Source organism: Bradyrhizobium sp. CCBAU 11357, from assembly GCF_028128865.1.
Taxonomy (GTDB): domain Bacteria; phylum Pseudomonadota; class Alphaproteobacteria; order Rhizobiales; family Xanthobacteraceae; genus Bradyrhizobium.
The window spans coordinates 630,091-650,231 of record NZ_LBJW01000113.1 but is presented as its reverse complement, the minus strand read 5'-3'; the positions used below and the strand labels follow the sequence as shown (position 1 = coordinate 650,231).

At 66.4% G+C, this 20,141-nt stretch carries 20 protein-coding genes and 1 pseudogene; 12 read left to right on the top strand and 9 right to left on the bottom strand.

Features of this window, described 5'->3' with window-relative positions; genetic code table 11:
• The first annotated feature begins 5 nt into the window (after positions 1 to 5).
• From XI05_RS38790 to XI05_RS38780, 3 genes are read left to right on the top strand one after another with little or no spacing between them, the layout of a single operon-like run.
• Positions 6 to 854 (top strand): MBL fold metallo-hydrolase, encoded by an 849-nt coding sequence (locus tag XI05_RS38790; protein ID WP_212256637.1) that lies wholly within the window; start codon positions 6 to 8, stop codon positions 852 to 854.
• An 18-nt stretch (positions 855 to 872) separates the two neighbouring features.
• Entirely contained in the window at positions 873 to 2,447 is a 1,575-nt protein-coding gene (locus XI05_RS38785) for an isochorismatase family protein (protein ID WP_271511750.1), read from the top strand.
• A 3-nt stretch (positions 2,448 to 2,450) separates the two neighbouring features.
• The gene (locus tag XI05_RS38780) at positions 2,451 to 3,077 is read left to right on the top strand and encodes an FMN-dependent NADH-azoreductase (RefSeq protein ID WP_271511748.1); all 627 of its coding nucleotides are present in this window, start codon (positions 2,451 to 2,453) and stop codon (positions 3,075 to 3,077) included.
• Between the two features lie 238 nt (positions 3,078 to 3,315).
• Here the strand turns inward: XI05_RS38780 and hydA are convergent, their stop codons facing one another.
• Both hydA and XI05_RS38770 read right to left on the bottom strand, forming a co-directional pair.
• Positions 3,316 to 4,776, bottom strand: a complete 1,461-nt coding sequence (gene hydA, locus XI05_RS38775; RefSeq protein ID WP_271511746.1) for a dihydropyrimidinase — start codon at positions 4,774 to 4,776, stop codon at positions 3,316 to 3,318.
• Positions 4,737 to 5,449 (bottom strand): annotated as a pseudogene (locus tag XI05_RS38770) (maleate cis-trans isomerase family protein). The gene hydA and the pseudogene XI05_RS38770 overlap by 40 nt, the downstream one beginning before the upstream one ends.
• A 231-nt stretch (positions 5,450 to 5,680) precedes the next feature.
• On the opposite strand from XI05_RS38770, the gene XI05_RS38765 reads away from it, so the two are divergent.
• A complete protein-coding gene (locus XI05_RS38765) occupies positions 5,681 to 6,391 on the top strand; it encodes a GntR family transcriptional regulator (protein WP_271511744.1) in 711 nt (236 codons plus the stop codon).
• A gap of 2 nt (positions 6,392 to 6,393) precedes the next feature.
• Positions 6,394 to 7,143, top strand: coding sequence for an aspartate/glutamate racemase family protein (locus XI05_RS38760; RefSeq protein WP_271511742.1), 750 nt, complete (start codon positions 6,394 to 6,396; stop codon positions 7,141 to 7,143).
• Here XI05_RS38760 and XI05_RS38755 read toward each other — a convergent pair.
• The gene (locus XI05_RS38755) at positions 7,140 to 8,531 is read right to left on the bottom strand and encodes an amidase (RefSeq protein ID WP_271511740.1); all 1,392 of its coding nucleotides are present in this window, start codon (positions 8,529 to 8,531) and stop codon (positions 7,140 to 7,142) included. The genes XI05_RS38760 and XI05_RS38755 overlap by 4 nt on opposite strands.
• An 88-nt stretch (positions 8,532 to 8,619) precedes the next feature.
• Between XI05_RS38755 and XI05_RS38750 the strand changes: the two genes are divergently transcribed.
• Genes XI05_RS38750 through XI05_RS38735 form a run of 4 tightly spaced genes read left to right on the top strand, consistent with a single transcriptional unit; the run spans position 8,620 to position 12,467 of the window.
• A complete protein-coding gene (locus XI05_RS38750) occupies positions 8,620 to 9,714 on the top strand; it encodes an ABC transporter ATP-binding protein (protein ID WP_271511739.1) in 1,095 nt (364 codons plus the stop codon).
• Positions 9,715 to 9,738: 24 nt separating this feature from the next.
• A complete protein-coding gene (locus XI05_RS38745; protein ID WP_036004961.1) occupies positions 9,739 to 10,785 on the top strand; it encodes an ABC transporter substrate-binding protein in 1,047 nt (348 codons plus the stop codon).
• Between the two features lie 3 nt (positions 10,786 to 10,788).
• Complete coding sequence (locus XI05_RS38740; protein WP_260383116.1) at positions 10,789 to 11,652, top strand: ABC transporter permease; 864 nt, start codon at positions 10,789 to 10,791, stop codon at positions 11,650 to 11,652.
• On the top strand, positions 11,652 to 12,467 hold the full coding sequence (locus tag XI05_RS38735) for an ABC transporter permease (protein ID WP_271511737.1): 816 nt from the start codon (positions 11,652 to 11,654) through the stop codon (positions 12,465 to 12,467). The genes XI05_RS38740 and XI05_RS38735 overlap by 1 nt, the downstream gene beginning before the upstream one ends.
• Here the strand turns inward: XI05_RS38735 and XI05_RS38730 are convergent, their stop codons facing one another.
• A complete protein-coding gene (locus XI05_RS38730; RefSeq protein WP_271511735.1) occupies positions 12,468 to 12,803 on the bottom strand; it encodes a hydroxyisourate hydrolase in 336 nt (111 codons plus the stop codon). It abuts the gene before it with no gap.
• 26 nt (positions 12,804 to 12,829) lie between these two features.
• Between XI05_RS38730 and XI05_RS38725 the strand changes: the two genes are divergently transcribed.
• From XI05_RS38725 to XI05_RS38715, 3 genes are read left to right on the top strand one after another with little or no spacing between them, the layout of a single operon-like run.
• Positions 12,830 to 14,026, top strand: a complete 1,197-nt coding sequence (locus XI05_RS38725) for an MFS transporter (protein ID WP_271511733.1) — start codon at positions 12,830 to 12,832, stop codon at positions 14,024 to 14,026.
• Complete coding sequence (locus XI05_RS38720) at positions 14,007 to 15,374, top strand: amidase (protein ID WP_271511731.1); 1,368 nt, start codon at positions 14,007 to 14,009, stop codon at positions 15,372 to 15,374. Before XI05_RS38725 ends, XI05_RS38720 begins: the two co-directional genes overlap by 20 nt.
• A 24-nt stretch (positions 15,375 to 15,398) precedes the next feature.
• Entirely contained in the window at positions 15,399 to 16,259 is an 861-nt protein-coding gene (locus XI05_RS38715; protein WP_271511729.1) for an alpha/beta hydrolase, read from the top strand.
• Positions 16,260 to 16,383: 124 nt separating this feature from the next.
• Here XI05_RS38715 and XI05_RS38710 read toward each other — a convergent pair whose 3' ends face one another.
• The 5 genes from XI05_RS38710 to XI05_RS38690 are packed head-to-tail and all read right to left on the bottom strand — an operon-like array spanning position 16,384 to position 20,103.
• Positions 16,384 to 16,716, bottom strand: coding sequence for a Rieske (2Fe-2S) protein (locus XI05_RS38710; RefSeq protein WP_442869352.1), 333 nt, complete (start codon positions 16,714 to 16,716; stop codon positions 16,384 to 16,386).
• A complete protein-coding gene (locus XI05_RS38705) occupies positions 16,709 to 17,413 on the bottom strand; it encodes an ABC transporter ATP-binding protein (RefSeq protein ID WP_271511725.1) in 705 nt (234 codons plus the stop codon). The genes XI05_RS38710 and XI05_RS38705 overlap by 8 nt, the downstream gene beginning before the upstream one ends.
• Positions 17,406 to 18,188 (bottom strand): ABC transporter ATP-binding protein, encoded by a 783-nt coding sequence (locus XI05_RS38700; RefSeq protein WP_271511723.1) that lies wholly within the window; start codon positions 18,186 to 18,188, stop codon positions 17,406 to 17,408. The genes XI05_RS38705 and XI05_RS38700 overlap by 8 nt, the downstream gene beginning before the upstream one ends.
• On the bottom strand, positions 18,188 to 19,234 hold the full coding sequence (locus XI05_RS38695) for a branched-chain amino acid ABC transporter permease (RefSeq protein ID WP_271511721.1): 1,047 nt from the start codon (positions 19,232 to 19,234) through the stop codon (positions 18,188 to 18,190). Before XI05_RS38695 ends, XI05_RS38700 begins: the two co-directional genes overlap by 1 nt.
• Entirely contained in the window at positions 19,231 to 20,103 is an 873-nt protein-coding gene (locus XI05_RS38690; protein ID WP_025035388.1) for a branched-chain amino acid ABC transporter permease, read from the bottom strand. The genes XI05_RS38695 and XI05_RS38690 overlap by 4 nt, the downstream gene beginning before the upstream one ends.
• Positions 20,104 to 20,141 lie beyond the last annotated feature (38 nt).

Below are 20,141 nucleotides of genomic sequence, written 5' to 3'. Positions count from 1 at the left end.
AACGAATGGCGCTGGAGATCAAGATCCTGGACTACGGCGATATCGAGCTGGAATCGAGCTTCCTGGTGCTCGGCCGCGACTGCGGCCGCACCCGTCGCGTCCTCACCCTCGGCTTCCTGATCCTCGGCGGCCCCTATCCGGTCGTGGTCGACACCGGCTATCGCTCCAACCAGATCATGGAGACGCTGGGTATGCGGGGACTCCAGTATCATGAGAACATGATCGAGAACCAGCTCGCGCGCCACGGCGTCCGCATGGGCGACGTCCGCTTCGTCTGCCACACCCATCTGCACATCGACCACGCCGGCAAGGACGATCTGTTCCCGATGAACACGACCGTCGTGCTCAACCGCAAGGAGCTGGAATATTCCGTCTCCGGCCTGATGCATCCGCAATATCCTGCGCCGGACATCAAGCACCTGATCGACCGCCTGCACACCAAGAGCGCGCTGCGCTTCCTGGATCTCGAAATCACCGGACCGATCGAGCTGATGCCCGGCGTCTATTGCGATGCCGCCAACGCGCACACCGAGGGCTCGATGAACATCATCGTCCACACCGCCGACGGCATTGCGACCATCTGCGGCGACGTGATCTACGATTTCAACGATCAGATCGTCACGCCCTTCCATGAAATCCACGATTGGGAGCCGCGCACCACCGGCAACCATGGCACCACCAAGCGCGCGGAGAAGGCGGCGATCAAGAAGCTGCTCAGCAATTCGCGCTACCTGCTCCCGGTCCACGACCGGCCCGCCAAGATCGAAGGCGGCAATGTCGTGGGGCGGCTGCATGATCAGGTCCCCGGCCCCATTGTTCAATCGCTGCCCCAGCGCAACTGGTTCCCGGCTTGAAATGTCGAGGATCGACCGATGACGCATGTCACCCTGCGAAGCGAGTTCGAGACCCTGATCGATCCCTATGCGCCCGTCGCCCAGATCGGCACCGGCTTCGACTTCACGGAAGGGCCGATCTGGCACCCGGTCGATCATTATCTGCTGTTCTCGGACATGCCAGGCGATGTGCGGCGGCGCTGGGATGCGCGGCGCGGCGTCGTCGAGATCAAACGCCCATCGAACAAATGCAACGGCATGACCTATGATGCCGAGCTCAATTTGATCGTCTGCGAGCACGCGACCTCGTCGCTGGTCCGCGAACGGCCGGACGGGCGGCGCGAGGTGCTGGCCTCGCATTTCGGCGGCCAGGAGCTCAACAGCCCGAACGACGTCTGCGTGCACTCATCCGGCGCGATCTATTTCTCCGATCCCTGGTATGGCCGCATGCCGATCTATGGTGTCGAGCGGCCCCGCCAGCTCGGCTTCCAGGGCGTCTACCGCGTCGTGCCGGGCGGCGAGCCGAAGCTCGTGGTCGAGCGCAATTTGTTCGATCAGCCGAACGGGCTGTGCTTCTCGCCGGACGAGAAGCTGCTTTATGTCAACGACACGGTGCAAGCCGTGATCCGCGTGTTCGACGTCAACAGCGACGGCTCGCTGTCGAATGCGCGGGTGTTTGCGAGCGGCATCAAGTCCGAGCTCGAGCCCGGTCTGCCCGACGGCATGAAGTGCGATCAGAACGGCAATGTCTGGGTCACCGCGCCCGGCGGCGTCTGGGTCTATTCGCCGCGCGGCGAGCTGCTCGGCAAGGTCCGCGTGCCGGAGCTGGTCGCCAACCTCACCTGGGGCGGGCCGGATTTCCGCACGCTCTATCTCACGTCGACGCATTCGGTGTACGCGATCCCGACCAAGGTCGGCCCGCGGCATGAGCCCTATATGAGCAGCCGGCGCGCTGGTGGCGGAACAAGCCCGGGCTCATCGCCAGCCGCGCCTATTCTGACCGAGGGCGAGATGCGGCTCGATCCGCAACGCTGCGCCATGATCATCCAGGATCTCCAGAACGACGTCATCATGGACGGCGGCGCTTTCGCCGAGTCCGGCGCGCCCGGTCACGCCAAGCAGCAGCATGTCGTCGAGAATGTGCGGCGCCTGGCGGAAGCCGCGCGCGCCCGCGGCGTCGCCATCATCCATGTCTGGTTCGTGGTCGAGCCCGGCGCACCGGGCGTCACGCTGAACGCTCCGCTGTTCGAAGGCCTCGTCGACAGCAAGGCAATGGTGCGCGGAAGCTGGGGCGCGGCTCCGGTTTCGGGCCTCGAGCCACGGCCCGGCGATTTCGTCGTCGAGAAGATGCGGATGAGCGCATGGGAAGGCACGCGCCTCGAGACGATCCTGAAAGCGACCGGCCGCGACATGATCATCAACACCGGGGCCTGGACCAACATGTCGGTCGAGCACACCGCACGGACCGGCGCCGACAAGGGCTATTTCATGATCGTGCCCGAGGATTGCTGCTCGACCATGAATGCCGACTGGCACAACGCCTCGATCAATTTCGCCATGCAGAACGTCGCGATCGTGACCAGGGCCGACACCGTCATCAGAGCGCTGGGATGAGCTGTGGCAAAGCTCCTGCACCTGTCCTGCTCGCCGCGCGCCGAGTCCATCTCGACGGCCGGCGCGCGCGTCTTTCTCGATGGCTTCCGCCAGACTCGGCCGGATTGGGACGTTGACGTCGTGGACATCTGGCGTGAGCGGATGCCGGAGTTCGCCGGTCCGATCGTCGAGGCCAAATACGCGCGCATGAAGGCTCAAGGCTTCACCGACGCGCAACGCGACAGCTTTGCCGAGGCCGAGCGAATGGCGCTGCGCTTCTCGCTCGCCGATCGCGTGCTGATCTCGACCCCGATGTGGAACTTCAGCCTTCCCTACAAGCTCAAGCAATGGTTCGACATCATCGTCCAGCCCGGCCTCACCTTTCGGTTCGATCCGTCGCAGGGATATCTGCCGCTGCTCAAGGACCGGCCGACGCTGGTGATCATCGCCAGCGGCAGCGATTTCGCGACCGGCATGAACCGCGGTCGCATCGATATGGCAACGCCCTACTTGCGGGAAATCCTGCGCTTCATCGGGATCAGCAATGTCCGTTTCGTGTTGATCGGTCCAACCACGGGACCGCAGCAGCCGATCGATGCCGCCCGCGAACGGGCCCATCAACGCCTCGCTGCAATCGCCGCGACCTTCTGAAGCGCGATCGATTTAGGTTGAATCGATTGCCGCGGGGCGGTCACCTCTCCCGCTTGCGGGAGAGGTCGGCGCGAAGCGCCGGGTGAGGGCTTTCTCCTCTTGGGGATTGTCCCATTGCGGAAGCACCCTCTCCCCAACCCTCTCCCGCAAGCGGGAGAGGGGGCCCACTACCGTCGTCGCAGCAAATCAATCCCAATCTCATCGCGCTTTGAAGCGCGATGGGGCGTGTCGCGCCGGATCAGATCAGGCTCGACTTGCCCCGGCTCAACACTTGGCCCGCGCCTTTGGTGCCGACGATGCGGCCCTGGCTGCAGACCACCTCTCCCCTGGCGATCGTCGTCACCGGCCATCCCGTGACCTCGAAACCTTCCCACGGAGTGTAGTCCGCGCCGTGATGCAGCTCGGCCTGCCGGATGGGCTTCTTCAACTTGGGATCCCAGAGAACGATGTCGGCATCGAAACCGACGCCGATCGAACCCTTGCGCGGATAGAGGCCGTAGATGCGGGCGTGATTGGTCGCCGTCAGCTCGACGAACTTCTGCAGGGTGATGCGGCCCTTCGAGACGCCTTCGGAGAACAGGATCGGCAGCCGCGTCTCGACGCCGGGAATGCCGTTCGGCACCCAGCGGAACGAGGTGCGGGCGTTCGGCGTCAGCTTGCCCTTGGGATCGTCGTAGCGGAACGGGCAGTGATCGGACGAGAAAGTCTGGAACACACCCGACGCGATGCCTTCCCAGATCGCCTCCTGGCTCTCGACATCGCGCGGCGGCGGCGAGCAGACATATTTCGCGCCCGTGATGTCCATGTTGAGGCCCTTCATGTCATCGGCCGTCAACGTGATGTATTGCGGGCAGGTCTCGGCATGAACGGGCAGGCCGCGCTGCTGCGCCCAGCGCACCTGCTCCATCGCCTCGCGTCCGGAGACGTGCACGATCATGATGGGAACGCCGATTACCTCGGCGTGGCTGATGGCACGGTGCGTCGCCTCGCGCTCGACCGCCTGCGGCCGCGAGGTGCCGTGATAGTACGGCGCGATGTGGCCTTCGCGCTCCAGCTTGCTGGTGAGGAAGCGGATGGCGTCGTAGCCCTCGCAATGGACCATGACCAGCGCCTCCTCGCGGCGCGCAACGTCGAAGACCTCGAGCAGCTGCTTGTCGCTGAGCACGAGGTCGTCATAGGTCATGAACACCTTGAACGAGGTGTAGCCGTCCTTGACCAGGGCCGGCAGCTCCTGCCCGAGCACCACCGCAGTCGGATCGGAGATGATGAGATGGAAGGCGGTGTCGATGTAACACTCACCTTCGGCGAGCTCGCGATAGTTCTCGACACAGCTGCGCAGCGAGGTGCCCTTCTCCTGCAGCGCGAAGGGCAGCACCATGGTGTTGCCGCCGGCCGCCGCCGCGCGCGTCGCCGAAGCGAAATCGTCGGCCATCACCACGTCGGGGCCCGAAGGCTGCGAGATATGCACGTGGCTGTCGATGCCGCCCGGCAGCGCCAATAGGCCCGTCGCATCGATCTCGCGGGCCGCGCCCTCGATACGATCGGCGATGCTGACGATGCGGCCGTCGCGAATGCCAATATCGGCGCGAAACTCGTCGCTGGCCGTCACGATGGTGCCGCCGCGGATGGCGAGGTCGAGCTGCGTCACTGATGTCTCCGTCACTTGATCTTTGGCATTGTGTGGAAGATCCGCCCCCATTGCGCAAGGGCCGTCACATCTCCGCCCGCGAGGCCGAGGGTCCGCCACAGCGTCACCGCGACCGAATCGAGCACGGCGATGTCCAGCTCCCGCTCCAACGTGGCCGCAAGCGCCGCACCTCGAGATTGGTGCAGAGAATGACGATAGCGTCAGACCCCTCCGCCGCCACCGCCCGGATCATGCCTGCGATCGTCGCCGGCGCGACCTCGCCAAAGGAAAAGTTGTCGCGTAAGCCGAGATGCCGCTCGGCATGCGGGGCGATCCCCTCCTCGGCCCAGACGTCGGCAATGCGCCGCTGCACGTCGTCGGTATAGGGCGAGACCAGGCCGATGCGCCTCGCGCCGAGCGCGCGGGCCGCATCGATGCAGGCCAGCGTCGATGTCGTTGCCGGGACATTCGTGCGGGCCGTGATCGCCTCGCACAGGCTGCGGTCGCGGCCGACGCCGAGCCAGCTTGCGGACGTGCCATTCCAGGCGATCGCGTCGACCTTGGCATCCGCCAGCAGATCGGCCGCCGGCAACATCACCGAGGCATCGAACTGGCTCAGCGCCGAGCCATCGAGCGCGATCTCGGTGACGCGAAAGCGCGAGAAATGCGCGGTGATACCGGAGACACCGGCCAGCATGGCGCTGGTGACGGGCTCGAGCACCGAGTTGGAGGACGGCGTGATCATGCCGAGGCGTTTGCGCAAGACTACATCGGTCACGATCGCTCCGTTGCCGTGGTGCGCATCAACGCTCCCTCGAAACGATCATCGGCATCCCCCGCGCTGCGCGCAACGGGCAATTTGCATACTGCATGCAATTTGTTCGATATGCATTTGTTTTAAGCCACATACGTCGCCTATTTGGGCATCGCCTTCGGCTCGGGATGGCTAGGATGAGTTACAAGCAGGAAATCTCGCGTGCAGCAGAAATCCGAACCGAACCCGGGGCGAAAGTCGCCCAAGCTCAAGCGGATGGGGCTGCATGAGCGCGCCGCCGCGCGGATGCGGACGATGATCATTCGCGGCGAGCTGCCACCGGGCTCGCAGACCCAGGAGACGAAGCTGTCGAAGGAGCTCGGCGTATCGCGCACCCCCTTGCGCGAGGCGATGAAGGTGCTGGCGGCGGAAGGGTTGATCGAGCTGCGTCCCAACCGCAGCCCGCGCATTGCCGATATCGCGGTCGACGGCATCTCGGAATTGTTCGAGGCCCTCGCCGGCATCGAGCGGCTCGCCGCCGAGCTTGCCGCGGAGCGCGCCACCGAGCGCGATCTCGCCCGCCTGCGCACGCTGCAGACCCGCATGGAAGGTCATCACCGCAACGGCAAGCTCGACGACTATTTCGCCATCAACGGCGAGATCCACAACACCATCGTCCGCATGGCGCACAACACGCCGCTGCGCGAGGCGCACGAGACGCTGATCTCCCGCGCCGAGCGTGCGCGCTATCTCGCGCTCGGCGCCGACAGGCGCTGGAGCAACTCGGTCGACGAGCACGCCGACATCCTCGCCGCCCTCGAAGCGCGCGACGGCGAAGCGGCCGGCCGCCTGCTCGGCGCGCATGTCGCGCGCACCGGCACGGCGCTGCTGGAAGTCCTCGCCGTCTCTCAGGCCAAGCGGACGGCGGCATAATCATGAAGCTGCTGCTGCTCAACCCCAACACCAGCACCGAGGTCACGCAGCTGATGCTGGGGGTCGGGCAGCGTGCGGCCTCACCAGGCACCGAGCTGATCCCCTGCACCGCGACCCGCGGCGTGCCCTATATCGCGACCCGCACCGAGGCGCAGATCGGCGGCGCCATCGCGCTGGAAATGCTGGCCGAGCAGCACAGGAAGGTCGACGCCGCGATCATCGCGGCGTTCGGAGATCCCGGCCTGTTCGCCGCGCGCGAGACCTTCGACATTCCCGTGGTCGGCATGGCGGAGGCTGCGATGCTGAGCGCTTGCATGGCCGGACGCCGCTTTGCCATCGTCACTTTCGCCCAGGCGCTGGGGCCGTGGTACGAGGAATGCGTCCGTGCCCATGGGCTGTGGGAGCGCTGCGCCGGCATCCGCATGCTGGATACGCCGTTTCAGGCGATCTCCGAGGTCGGCACCGAGAAGGAGGACGTGCTGGTCGAGCTCGCCCGGCGCGCCATCGTCGAGGACGAGGCCGATGTGCTGATCTTCGCCGGCGCGCCGCTCTCGGGCCTTGCCGAGCGCGTCGCCGATCGCATCCCCGTCCCCGTGGTCGATCAGGTCATCGCTTCAGTGAAGCAAGCCGAAGCGCTGCATGCGCTACGTTTGCGCAAGGCCATTGCGGGCACGTTCCGCCGGCCCGCCGCCAAGCCGACGATGGGCCTTGCCGATGCGCTCGCCGCCCGGCTCGAGCATCGCGACAGCTAGGGGAGCTTCGGCCGGCGATGCGAAAATCCCAGTTCGTTCTCGAGCATGCGGCCGAAGGCAAACAGGCGGGATTCGCATCCCGGCGGCACGATGATCTGGATGCCGAAGGGCAGCTCATTCTCCCCGCGCGGCACCGGCAAGGTCAGTACTGGAAAACCGACCAGCGACACGATGAAGGTGACGGCGAGATAATCGATCGGCGTCTCCAGCGCCACCCCATCGATCGCCGTGACGTCGCTGATCTCATTAGCCCAGGGCAAGACGGATGCGGCCGGCGCGACCAGGAAATCGACCGCCGTGAACAGCTCGCGGAAGCTGCGGTAGATGGCAGTGCGGCGGCGCTCGGCGTTGAGGTAGCCCAGCGCGGACACGTTTTCGCCGGCCTCGATGTTCCAGATCACCGTCGGCGTGAGCTCAGAACGCCGCGTCCTCAGCAACTCGCCATAGCTGCTCGCGATGAGCGCGGCGCGCAAGGTGCGGAAGGCTTCGATCGCGCCGCTGCAATCGGGCGAGGACGGCACGACATCGGCAACACGCGCGAGCGACTCGCAAGCCGCAGCGAAGCGCGCACGAACTTCGCGCGCAACGGGCGCGACACCGAAATCGGGCGTGACCGCAATCCGGGGACGATCGGCGATGGGTCGATCATCACCTGTGCTGCCGAGCGAGAGTGGATCGTCCGCATCGCTTCCAGCGCAGGCCGACAACGCGAGTTCGAGATCGTCGACGCCGCGGGCGAGGAAGCCGTGGGTCGCCAGCATGTCCCAGCCGAGCGGCCGGCGCGGCGACGGGATGCGGCCGGGTGTCGGCCGGATCGAGGCGACGCCGCAGAAGCTGGCGGGCGTGCGCACCGAGCCGCCGAAATCGGTGCCATGCGCCAGCGGCACCATGCCGGATGCGACCGCGACGGCAGAGCCGCCGGACGATCCGCCGGAGGTCATCGCGGCACCGAACGGATTACGTGTCGGTCCGCACAATCTGTTGGTGCAGACCGCGCCGAAGCCGAACTCCGGTGTGTTGGTCTTGCCCAGAATGATCGCGCCGGCGCGCCGCAGCCGCGACACAACGAGATCATCCTCGGCCGGGACGTGATCGCGGAACAGCACCGATCCGTAAGTCGTCGCAAGTCCCGCAGTGTCGGTGAGGTCCTTGATCCCAATGGGCACGCCATGCAGCGGGCCGACCGGCGCAGAGACCGCATCGCACATCTGCGCAGCGTGGCGGGCGCCGTCTGCATCCACCGTCACGAACGCCGCCAATTGGCTGTCGAGGCTCGCAAGCCGCGCAAGATGCGCCTCGACGACCTCACGCGAGGACACTTCGCCCCTCGCAATGGTGCGCGCGAGCTCGGTGGCCGTGAGGTCGCAAAGCGATCGATCCGATGTCATCGGGCCACCATGCCAAAACGCTCGCCGAAAAGCGACGGGTGCGGGCACGAGACTTGCTTTCTCCTTGGGGGCAACGGGAGGCAACACCATGGTTGATGCGCCAAGCGGCCGATCGCTCGTCGTCGATGCGGTCACCCACCGGTATCCGAGTGGCGCGCTTGCGGTCGAGAACATCAATCTCGACATCAAGGGCGGCGAGATCATCGCCCTGCTTGGCCCGTCCGGCTGCGGCAAGACAACGCTCTTGCGCATCATCGCCGGCTTCATCGCGCAGACGCAAGGGAGGATCATCATCGGCGATGACATCGTCGATGCGCTGCCGCCGAACAAGCGCGCGGTCGGCATCGTGTTCCAGAACTACGCGCTGTTCCCGCACCTGTCGATCAGCGAGAACGTCGCCTATGGCCTCGCCGCCCGCGGCATCGACAAGGCGACGCGCCAGCGCGAGGCGCAGCGCCTGCTGGAGCTGGTGCAGCTGCCGGCTATGGCCGAGCGGCTGCCGCGGCAGCTCTCCGGTGGCCAGCAGCAGCGCGTGGCGCTCGCCCGCGCGCTCGCGATCAAGCCGTCGATCCTGCTGCTCGACGAACCCTTCGCCGCGCTCGACAAGAATTTGCGGCTGGACATGCAGATCGAGGTCAAGCGGCTGCAGCGCGTCTCCGGCATCACCACGCTGATCGTGACGCACGACCAGGAAGAAGCGCTGTCGATGGCCGACCGCGTCGCCGTGCTGAGCCATGGCAAGCTGGAACAGTTCGGCTCGCCATCGGACGTCTACGACCGTCCGCAGACGCTGTTCGTCAACACCTTCGTCGGCTCCACCAACCGCATGCCCGGCGTCGTGGTCTCGGCGGACCGCACGGCGGCGAAAGTCCGGCTCGATGCCGGCGCGGAGATCATCGCGCGTCCCGCGGGCGGTGCGCTCAGCGAGGGCGGCCGCGTCACCGTCTGCATCCGCCCCGAGCATCTGCAGTTCGTCGGCGACGAGACCGGCTTTGCCGGCGTCGTCGGCATGTCGCTGCCGCTCGGCGCCACCGTCGTGCACGAGGTCACCACCGCCGACGGCTCCGGCGTCAAGGTTTCTCAGGCGCGCATCGGCGAGACGCGAGCTTTGGAGAACGGCGCGGCGGTGCGCCTCGCACCGCTTGCCCCATCGCTCGCCAACGCCTTTCCCGCAACGCTTTAGATCCAGTCCAGAGGGGAGTTTGACATGATCATGAACCGCAGAAGCCTGCTGACCACGGCGCTCACACTCGGGGCCATGAAGGCGTTTCCAGGCCTGAGCTACGCCCAGGCGCGCCCGCTGGTGTTTGCGACCTTCACCGGAAGCTGGGAGGAAGCGCACAAGGCCGTGCTGGTGCCCGCGTTCCGCAAAGCCAATGCGGATGCCGCCATGGTGCTCGATCCCATGCTTTCGGTCGACCAGATCGCCAAGGTCAACGCGGCGAAAGCCAATCCGCCGATCGACGTCATGCTGCACGATCCCGGCCCCGCCCTCGTCGCCGTCGGCCAGGATCTGGTCGAGCCCTATCCGGTCGAGAAGAGCGCGTACTACAAAGACCTGATCGCCGAGGCGCAGGAGCCGATGGGCCCCGCCCCGTTCTTCCAGGTCGTCGGCCTCACCTACAATCCGGAAGCGGTCAAGACGCCGCCAACCTCCTGGGCCGATCTCTGGAAGCCGGAGTTCAAGGGCCGCGTCGGTATCACCAATCTCAACTCGACGCTCGGCACCGGCTGGCTGGTCGAGATCGCCAAGATGCGCGGCGGCTCGGAGGCCAATGTCGATCCCGGCTTCAAGGCGCTGGAGGAGCTCAAGCCCAACCTCGCTGCGGTCGCCGCCAATCCCGGCGCGCTCGCCACCTTGTTCCAGCAGGGCCAGATCGACATCTCGCCCGGCAATTTCAACGCCATCCAGATCCTCAAAGCGCGTGGCGTGCCGGTCGAGTTCGTGGCGCCGAAGGAAGGCGCCATCGCCTTCAAGACCACGATCCACATCGTCAAGAATTCGCCGAACCGCGAGCTCGCCTTCAAGCTGATCGAGGCGGCGCTGACGCCGGAGGTGCAGACCACGCTGATGAACCCGCCCTATCTGATCGTCCCGACCAATTCCAAGGTGACGATGGGCGGCGAGATCGCGCGTGTGCTGGCCAAGGACACGGCCGAACTGAAGAAGAAGTTCGTGTTCCAGGACTGGAAGAAGATCAACGAGCAGCGCTCGGCCTGGATCGAACGCTTCAACCGCGAGATCAAGATCTGAGCTATGGGCGCAGCGCCGGCATCACGGGACGTGACGTCCTACGGAATGGGATTGGCAGCGCCGCTGGCGCTGTTCTTCCTGGTCTTCTTCGTCGCGCCGCTGCTGCAACTGTTCTGGCTCTCGCTGCACAACGACACGGCCGGGCTCCATTGGGGGCTCGGCCAGTACCTGCACTTCCTCACCGATCCCTTCAGCCTTGGCGTGCTCGGCTCGACGTTGCTGCTGGGCGCGGAGGTGACGGCCGTCTGTCTCGTGCTCGGCTTTCCCATCGCCTGGCTGTATCAGCGGGTCGGACCAAAGCTTCAGACCATCATCATCCTGATCGTGCTGCTGCCGCTTCTGACCAGCGTGGTGGTGCGCACCTTCGCCTGGATCGTCATCCTCGGCCGCCAGGGCATCATCAACGCGACGCTCCAATCGCTCGGCCTGATCGATACCCCGCTGAAACTGCTTTATACTCAGTTCGGCGTGGTGATCGCGCTGGCACAGGTGCAGATGCCCTTGATGACGCTGCCGCTGATCACCGCGCTCGGCCGCATCGATCCCAATCTCGACGATGCCTCCTGCTCGCTCGGCGCCGGAAGCTGGCGCACCTTCTTCCGGATCGTGCTACCGCTGTCGCTGCCCGGCGTCATTGCCGGCTGCACGCTGACCTATGCCGCCGCCATCACCGCCTTCATCACCCAGTCGCTGATCGGCGGCGGACAGATGCTGTTCATGCCGATGTATCTCTACCAGCAGGCCTCGACGTTGCAGAACTGGCCGTTCGCGGCCGCGATCTCGATCATCTTCCTGCTCGCCGTGCTCGCGGTGGTCTCGGTCTTCACCACGCTCGGCCGCATGTCGCGCGGCTATGGAGGCGCATGATGAGCGGCCGCAAGCGCACGCTCGAGGCGATCAGCTTCGAGCTCGTCATGACCGTGATCGCGGTGATCGCGCTTGTCATCATCATCGCGCCGTCGCTGGTGGTGCTGATCGTCTCCTTCACCAGCGGCTTCTCGCTGCGCTTCCCGCCGCCCGGCTATTCGCTGCGCTGGTACGCCGAGCTGTGGAATGCCTGGCAGCTACATTTCGCCGCCAAGAACAGCCTGATCGTGGCGCTGTGGGCGACCGGCCTGTCCGTCGCCCTCGGCGTCGCCGCGGCGCTCGCGATCTCCAGGTCGCCGACACTGTCGGCGCGGCTGCTCGATTCCCTCTTCATGTCGCCGCTGGTGCTGCCCGCGCTCGCCTTTGGCCTCGCCGCCCTGATGCTGTTCTCGCTGGTCGGACTGCCGGTGTCGCCGCTGACGCTGGTGATCGGCCACACCGTGGTCTGCGTGCCCTATGTCGTGCGCAACACAGTCGCAGCCCTCGCCCAGCTCGAGCCGACCCTGCTCGAAAGCTCGGCCGTGCTCGGCGCGAGTCGGCTGTACACCTTCCGCAGGATCGTGTTGCCGCTGATCCGGCCCGGCATCATCGCCGGCGCCTTCATCGCCTTCATGTCGTCCTTCGACAACGTGCCGGTGTCGCTGTTCCTGCGCGATGCCGCCACCGACATGCTGCCGATCCGGATGTGGCAGGACCTCGAAGGCAAGCTGGATGTCACCATTGCGGCCCTCTCAGGCGTGCTGATCATCGCCACCGTCGCGCTGGTCGCACTCATGGAGCGCGTCACCGGCCTGTCGCGCCGGCTGACCAACTGATCAGGCGCCGCGGAACAGCGAATAGCCCCAGCGCGTGAATTTCAGCGGCAGATGAAAATGCTCGTCAACGTTCTTGATGCGAAAGCGGAACGGCGTCACGGTGAGGAAGCCGTCGTGCGCGCCAAAGAACTCGCCGAGATGAAACAGCACCTCGTACTCGCCTTCCGTCACACCTGCGCCCTGCGCCACGGCATGATCGAGCACGCCGTTGGCGCCGAGCCGCCCTTCGGCGATGCGCTGGGAATCCGGATCGATCCGCCAGATCTCGACGCGCAGGCCCTGCGCGGGCCGTCCGCTCGCCACATCGACTGCGTGAATGGAAATACCGCCTGCCACAATGTTCCTCCCATGAGCACGCCGCCATGGTAGACGGAAACACGGCCGCTCGGCCAGCGCCCGCGCTGCTGCCGGCGCTGGGGGCGATGACTGGGCTTCAGGCCCTCGTGGCGCTGGCCTTGTTCGCACCCGGCGTGGTCGCCCCGCGCGCCCATATCGAGGTCTGGCAGCTCTCGATGTTCTCCTGCGCGGTGTTCGCGGTCGGCATCCCCGCCTCGTTCTGGGGCGGCGGCTTCATCGCGCGCGTGGGCTCGCTGCGCATCGCGAGCCTGTGCGCGGCGGCCATCATCGTTGGCGTGGCACTGGCTTCGCTCGGAACGAGCCCCGCCCTGCTGGCCGCAGGCCTCTGCATCGGCCTGGCCATGGGGCCCGAGACGCCGGCGAGCGCGGCACTGCTGGCGCGGCTCGTGACCGCCGAGCGGCGCGCCTTCGTTTTCTCGGTGCGCCAGACCGGCAACCAGATCGGCGCCGTCTGCGGCTCGCTGGCCCTGCCCGCGATCGCCATCGCGTTCGGACCGGCCTGGTGCTATGCGGCCGTTGCTGCCCTGGCGTTACTTGCGATCGCCCTGTTCGAATGGTTGCGGCCGGCCTATGCCGGCAAGGTCGCCCCGCCGGCAAAGCTCGATCTCCGCGCGCGGCTGGCGCTGGTGATTGCGGACCGGCGGATCGCGATGCTGGCGCTGGCCTCGATGCCGTTCAGCGCGATGCAGGTGTCGCTCAACACGGTGTTCGTCACGCTCGGCACGCGCGAGCTTGGCCTCAGCCATATCGAGGCCGGCATGGCGCTCGCCTGCGCGCAGGCCGGCGGCCTCGTCGGCCGGCTCGGCTGGGGCTATGTCGCCATGCGGCTCGATGCCTCGCGCGCCGTCCTCATCGTCATCGGCCTCGGCATGGCTTTCTGCGCCGCGCTGCTGGGCCTGAACGGTGCTTCGCTCGGGCGTAGCGGGCAAATCATCATTGCCGCCTTGTTCGGCCTGACGGCGTCGGGCTGGAACGGCGTCTTCGTCGCCGAGATCGCCCGCCTCGCGCCGCAGGAGCGGATCGGCGAGACCACCGGCGCGGTGCTGACCGCGTCCTATGCGGGCCTCCTTGCGGCGCCGGCGCTGGTGTCGATCCTGGATAGCGTGGCCAGCCTCGGCATGGCGTTCTTCGCGCTGGCGTGCCTTGCGCTCGGCGGCACATTGGCGTTGATCTGGGCAGGCCATGACAAAACCGAAGAATAGCGCGCGCGAGATCGCTGCCGACGTCAGCGCCGGGCGGACGAGTGCCGTCGCGACCGCGAAAGCCGCGCTCGGCCGCATCGAGACCGCCAAAGCCTTGAACGCGGTCGTCACGATCGATCCTGCACGCACGCTGGCCGATGCTGCCGCGGTCGATGATCGCCTGCGTATGGGCGAGATCATGCCGCTCGCCGGCGTGCCCATGATCGTCAAGGACAACATCTGGGTCGGCGGCTGGCGCGTGACGCAGGGCTCGCGCCTGTTCTGCGACTTCATCGCGCCGCGCGATGCCATTGCGATCGAGCGGCTGCGCAGGGCCGGTGCCGTCGTCGTCGGCATCGGCGCGACATCCGAATTCGCCTGCAAGGGCGTCACCACCTCGCAGCTATACGGGCCGACGCGGCATCCGCTCGATCTCGCGCTGACACCAGGCGGCTCATCGGGCGGCCCGGCCGCAGCCGTTGCGGCCGGCCTGGTGCCGCTTGCGATCGGCACCGATGCGGGCGGCTCCAGCCGCAGGCCGCCGGCCCATGTCGGGGTCGCCGGCTTCAAGCCGTCCTATGGCGCGATCCCCTATGGGCCGGGTTTCGCCGAGCCCTTCTTCGGCCTCTCCGTCATCGCGCCGATCGCATCCGAGGTGGCCGACATCGCGCTGGCGTTTGAAGCCATGGCCGGCGCCGATCCGCGCGATCCGGATTCCGCCGTCGTGGCGCAGCAGGCCAAAGACATCGGCGGTCAGCGCATCGCGTTCTCGCCGCGCCTTGGTCTCGACGCCGCGATTGACGACGTCGTCGCGAATGGCCTCGCCGCCGCCGTCGACCGGCTTTCCGCCGCAGGTCTGCGCATCACACAACGCGATCCCGTCTGGCCGGCAGGCGCCACGGAGGACGCCATCATGCCGCTTCAGCATGCGGGTCTCGCGGCGCTCCATGGCGATACCTTCCGCAAGGATCCGGCCGTCTTCGATCCTGACATCGCCAAGCAGATCGAACGAGGTCTCTCCTGGTCGGGTGCGGAGGTCGCTGCAGCGCTGCTCGCGAGCACCGCGATCGCCAATGCCTTTGCGGCGTTCTTCGCTGAGACCGACCTGCTGCTGGCGCCGACCGTCCCGTGCGTCGCCTGGCCGCTGACGCAGCTCGGCCCGGATATGATCGGCGGAAAATCCGCGAGCCCGCGGGCCCACGCGGTGTTCACGCCCTTCGTCAACCATGCCCGACTGCCGGCGATCTCGATTCCGTGCGGAACGGATCAGCGCGGGCTTCCCTTCGGCCTTCAGATCATCGCGGCGCGCGGACAAGACCGCTCGCTGCTCGCAGCAGCGCAAGAGATTGAAGCGATCTTGCGAGCGTAGTGCCTGACGCAAACGGAGACTCCCATGGTTGAGAACGCTCATTCGACAATTCGGCCGCTCGACCCCCGCGACCGGTGGTCCGAGCTGTCCCGGGCGGAGCGCAGCGCGGCCTATGACAACAACGCGGCGGTCAGGAACAGCCCGGCGCTGATCGCCGAGCGCAACGAGGCCTCAAGCCAGCTGCGGGGCACGCTGACGTCCCACCTCGACCTGCCCTACGGCGAGCGGGCCAACAACAAGATCGACCTCTATCCGGCCGCGAAGCCCGATGCGCCCTGCCTGGTGTTCCTGCATGGCGGCTACTGGCAGCGCAATTCGCGCGAGCTGTTCGCCATGCTGGTCGAAGGCGTCGCCGCGCATGGCTGGTCGGTTGCAATCCCCGGCTATTCGCTGGCGCCCGAGGTGTCCCTCACCGACATCGTCGCCGAGATCCCGCGTGCGCTGGACTGGCTCGCCGCGCACGGCGCGTCCTATGGCGTTGCCGGGCCGGTCGTGCTGTCGGGCTGGTCCGCCGGTGCCCATCTCGTCGCGATGGCGCTGGACCATCCGCGGGTCCATGCCGGGCTCGCGCTCTCGGGCGTCTACGATCTCGCGCCGATCCGCGATACCGGGCTCAACACGGCGCTGAAGCTGACGGACGAAGAGATCGCAACGCTTTCGCCGCTTCGCCTGCCAGTGACGCCAAAGCGGCTCGACATCGCCTATGGCAGCAACGAGCTGCCGGCGCTCGTCTGCGATTCAATCAATCTCCACGACAAGCGCGCGGCGGCGGGCGCGCCGGGCAGGCTCATTGCGGTCGAAGGCGCCGACCATTTCACCATTCTCGAGGCTCTGCGTCGGCCGGACGGAGTCCTGGTGGAGGCGGCGCGGCGGCTGCTGGACTAAAACTCGCGAAAACAACCCCATGCACAGTAGCGATGCCGTTGTTTGCAAAGCCGAATTGATTGAGGGTCGATCGACCCGGCCGCAATCGCTTTGACTCGTCGGGCAAAACAGGGGCATGATGTCATCATCGGCCCGGCTGCCGCTCCCGCAGCTCAATCCAGATTTGCTCGCCCGTGATCCGCACCGGATAGAGCCGCAACGGCGGGCTCGGCCATCCCGCGGTGATTGCCCCATCGCGCAAATCGAATGATGCCGCATGGCGGGGACAATTGAGGCGCCCGGCCGTTACCTGCCCCAAGGCCAGATCCGCCTGTTCGTGCGGGCACGCACGTTCGCAGGCGACGACGTTGCCCTCGTTCCAGATCACGAGCAGGTCGCGCCCGGCGACGCGGACGATCGTCTCCGCCTTCAGCCGGTCGAGATCGCAGACCAGAATCCACCCGGCGTCGTCAGCCACCGAGATAGGCCTTGCGCACATGCTCGTTCGCGATCAGCTCGGTGCCGGCGCCCGACAGCACGATGCGGCCGTTCTCGAGCAGATAGGCATGGTCGCACATCTCGAGCGCAGCGAAGGCATTCTGCTCCACCAGCAGCACCGTGGTGCCGGCATCGCGAATGGCGCGGATGATCGCAAAGGTGCGCTCGACGATGTTGGGCGCGAGCCCGAGCGAGGGCTCGTCGAACATGATCAGCCGCGGCCGCGACATCAGCGCGCGCCCGATCGCGAGCATCTGCTGCTCGCCACCCGACAGCGTGCCCGCCGCCTGCCGGCGCCGCTCGGCGAGCCGCGGAAATTCCGTGTAGATGCGGTCGCGGTCGGCCGCGATCTCACCCGAACCACGACGGAGGTAGGCCCCCATTTCGAGATTTTCCTCGACGCTCATATGCGGAAACACACGCCGCCCTTCCGGGCAATGCGCGATGCCGCTCGCCAGCACGCGCGGCGGCCTCGCCCCGGTGATGTCGATGCCCTCGAACTTCATCTGGCCCGAGCGCGGCGGCATCAGGCCGGAAATCGCCCGCAGCGTCGTGCTCTTGCCGGCGCCATTGGCGCCGATCAGGGCGACCAGCTGGCCGGCCTTCACGTCGAGCGAGATGCCGCGCAGCGCGGTGACGCCACCATAGCCGCACACCATGTCGCGGATCTCAAGCACGCGCCGCTCCATGTCCGAGATAGGCCTCGATCACGGCGGGATCGTTGCGGATCACCTCCGGTGTCCCTTCGGCGATGATGCGGCCATAGTTGAGCACCACGATGCGGTCCGAGACCGTCATCACCATGGGCATGTCGTGCTCGACCAGCAGGATGGTGATGCCGCGGTCGCGGATGCCTCGGATCAGTTCGACGAAGCGATGGGTTTCCGAGGCGTTCATGCCGGAAACGGGCTCGTCGAGCAGCAGCATCGACGGCTCCGCCGCCAGCGCCAGCGCGACACCGACCAGGCGCTGCTCGCCGTAGGACAGCGAGCCAGCTGCATCGTGGGCGCGGCGTTCGAGCCCGACCCATTCGAGCAGCTCGCTCGCCCGCTGCCGTAAACGGCGCTCCGAGGCGCGCGCGCCTGGCAGGCCGAGGATGGCGTCGAGCAGCCGGACCCGGCCCTGACGGTGCAGGCCGATCAGGAGGTTGTCGTAGACGGTGTCGTTCGGGAACACGCTGGTGCGCTGGAAGGTGCGGATCAGGCCGAGATCGGCGATCTCGTGCGGCTTCAATCCGGCCAGCGCAGTGTTGCGATACGTCACGCGGCCCGCGCTCGGCGTCAGGAATCCGGTCATGACGTTGAAGGCGGTGGTCTTCCCGGCGCCATTCGGGCCGATCAGGCTGACGATCTCGCCCTCGCCGACCTCAAAGCTCATGTCGGAGATTGCAACGAGGCCGCCGAAGCGGACCGCGACCTGATCGATCGTCATGGCGATGCTGCGCGCGGTCATCACGCCGGCTCCTTGGCGCTGGTTTCGGTGAGCGTCACCGGCGCCAGCGCTGTCGTCCCGCTACGTCGCCGGTTCAACCGCTGTGCGAGCGACGGCACGATGCCGCGCGGCAGCACGAACAGGATCGCGATCAGCACGCCGCCATAGGCGATCCATTGCGCTTCCGGCGCCATCACCGGACGTAGCACCACCGGCAGCAGGCCGAAGATCAGGCCGCCGACGACGGGACCGGCGAGCGAGCCCTTGCCGCCGCTGATGACCATGATCACCATCGTGACGGTGTTGATGAAGGCGAACACTTCGGGATCGATGATCCGGATGTAGTGCGCATAGAGGCTTCCGGCCGCGCCGGCGATCGCAGCGGAGATTACCGCGGCAATGGTCAAAGTCCTGGTCACGTCGATGCCGACGGAAACGGCGAGCGTTTCGTTCTCCATCAGGCCACGCATGGAGCGGCCGAAATGAGAATGAACGAGGCGCGCGATCAGGAGGTAGGCGATCAGCGCGACGACCAGGACGAGATAGTAATTGTGGAATTTCGTGCGCAGCGTCAGCTCGCCAAAGCCGGGCAAAGGCAGCGCGATGGAGGGGATGTTGGTCAGCGCCAGAGGTCCCTGCGTCAGCTCGACCCAGTTCAGCGCGACCAGCCGGACCACCTCGGCAAAGGAGATCGTCACGATGACGAAATAGGCGCCGCGAACGCGGAACGACAACAGGCCGACGAAATAGCCGCACAATCCTGCAATCAGGATCGCCAGCACGAAGCCTATGATCGGCGGCCATGGTGCGTGGACAAGACGAAAACCTCCGGGCAGGCCGATGTCGAAGCCGAGCGATGTCAGCGCGCTGACATAGGCGCCGATGCCGAAAAAGGCGATATGGCCGAGGCTGAGCTGGCCGGTGAAGCCGAGCAGCAGGTTGAGGCTCATCGCACCGATGACGAAGATGCCGGTCGTGATCAGCGCGTTGAGCAGATAGGGATCGCGCAACCAGAGCGGCACCGAGGCCAGCGCCGCGACGGCGAGAATGGTGACGATCGCCCTCATCCGACGCGCTCCGCGCGTGCGAACAGGCCGGTCGGCCGGAAGATCAGCACCGCGATGATGATGAGAAAGCCCATGGCATCGCGGTAGCCCGACGAGACGTAGCCGGCGCCGAGCTCTTCGGCCAGCGCCAGGATGAAGCCGCCGATCACCGCGCCGGTGATGTTGCCGAGGCCGCCGAGGATGACGATGGCGAAGGCCTTCACCGCGGCGAGATCGCCCATCTGCGGGAAGATCACGTAGACCGGCCCCAGCAGCGCGCCCGCGGCGGCGGCGAGGCTCGAGCCGATCGCGAAGGTCGAGGTGTAGATCATGTCGACGTTGACGCCCATCAGCGAGGCCGTGTCGTGATCCTGGAAGGTCGCCCGCATCGCGCGGCCGAGGCTGGTCTTGTTGATGAGCAGATACGTCACTAGGATCAACATGGCCGCGGCAGCGAGCACGAACAGGCGCAGCCATGAGACGGAGACCGGCCCGAGCACCAGCGGCGCCTCCGGGAATGGCGTCGTCACCGATTTGGCGACGCCGCCCCAGATCCACAGCGTGCCCGACTGCATCGCGATCCAGGCGCCGATCATCACCAGCATGGTGGTGTCGATGTCGGAGCCGCGCAGCGGACGCAGCAAGGTCAATTCGATGGCCGCACCGAGCAGCCATCCGGCCAGCACGGCCACGGGCAATGCGAGAAAGAAGTTGAGCCCGAGCTGCTGCACCACGATGAACATGATGTAGGCGCCGAACGTGTAGAGCACGCCATGTGTGAAGTTCACGACGTTCATGATGCCGAAGATCAAGGTCAGCCCGATGCCCAGCAGCGCGTAGGTGCCGCCGAGCACGAGCATGTTGATCAGATGCTGGAGGAATTCGCTCAAGGCTGGTCCCGGATATCCTGGATGGCGGCGAGGGCCGC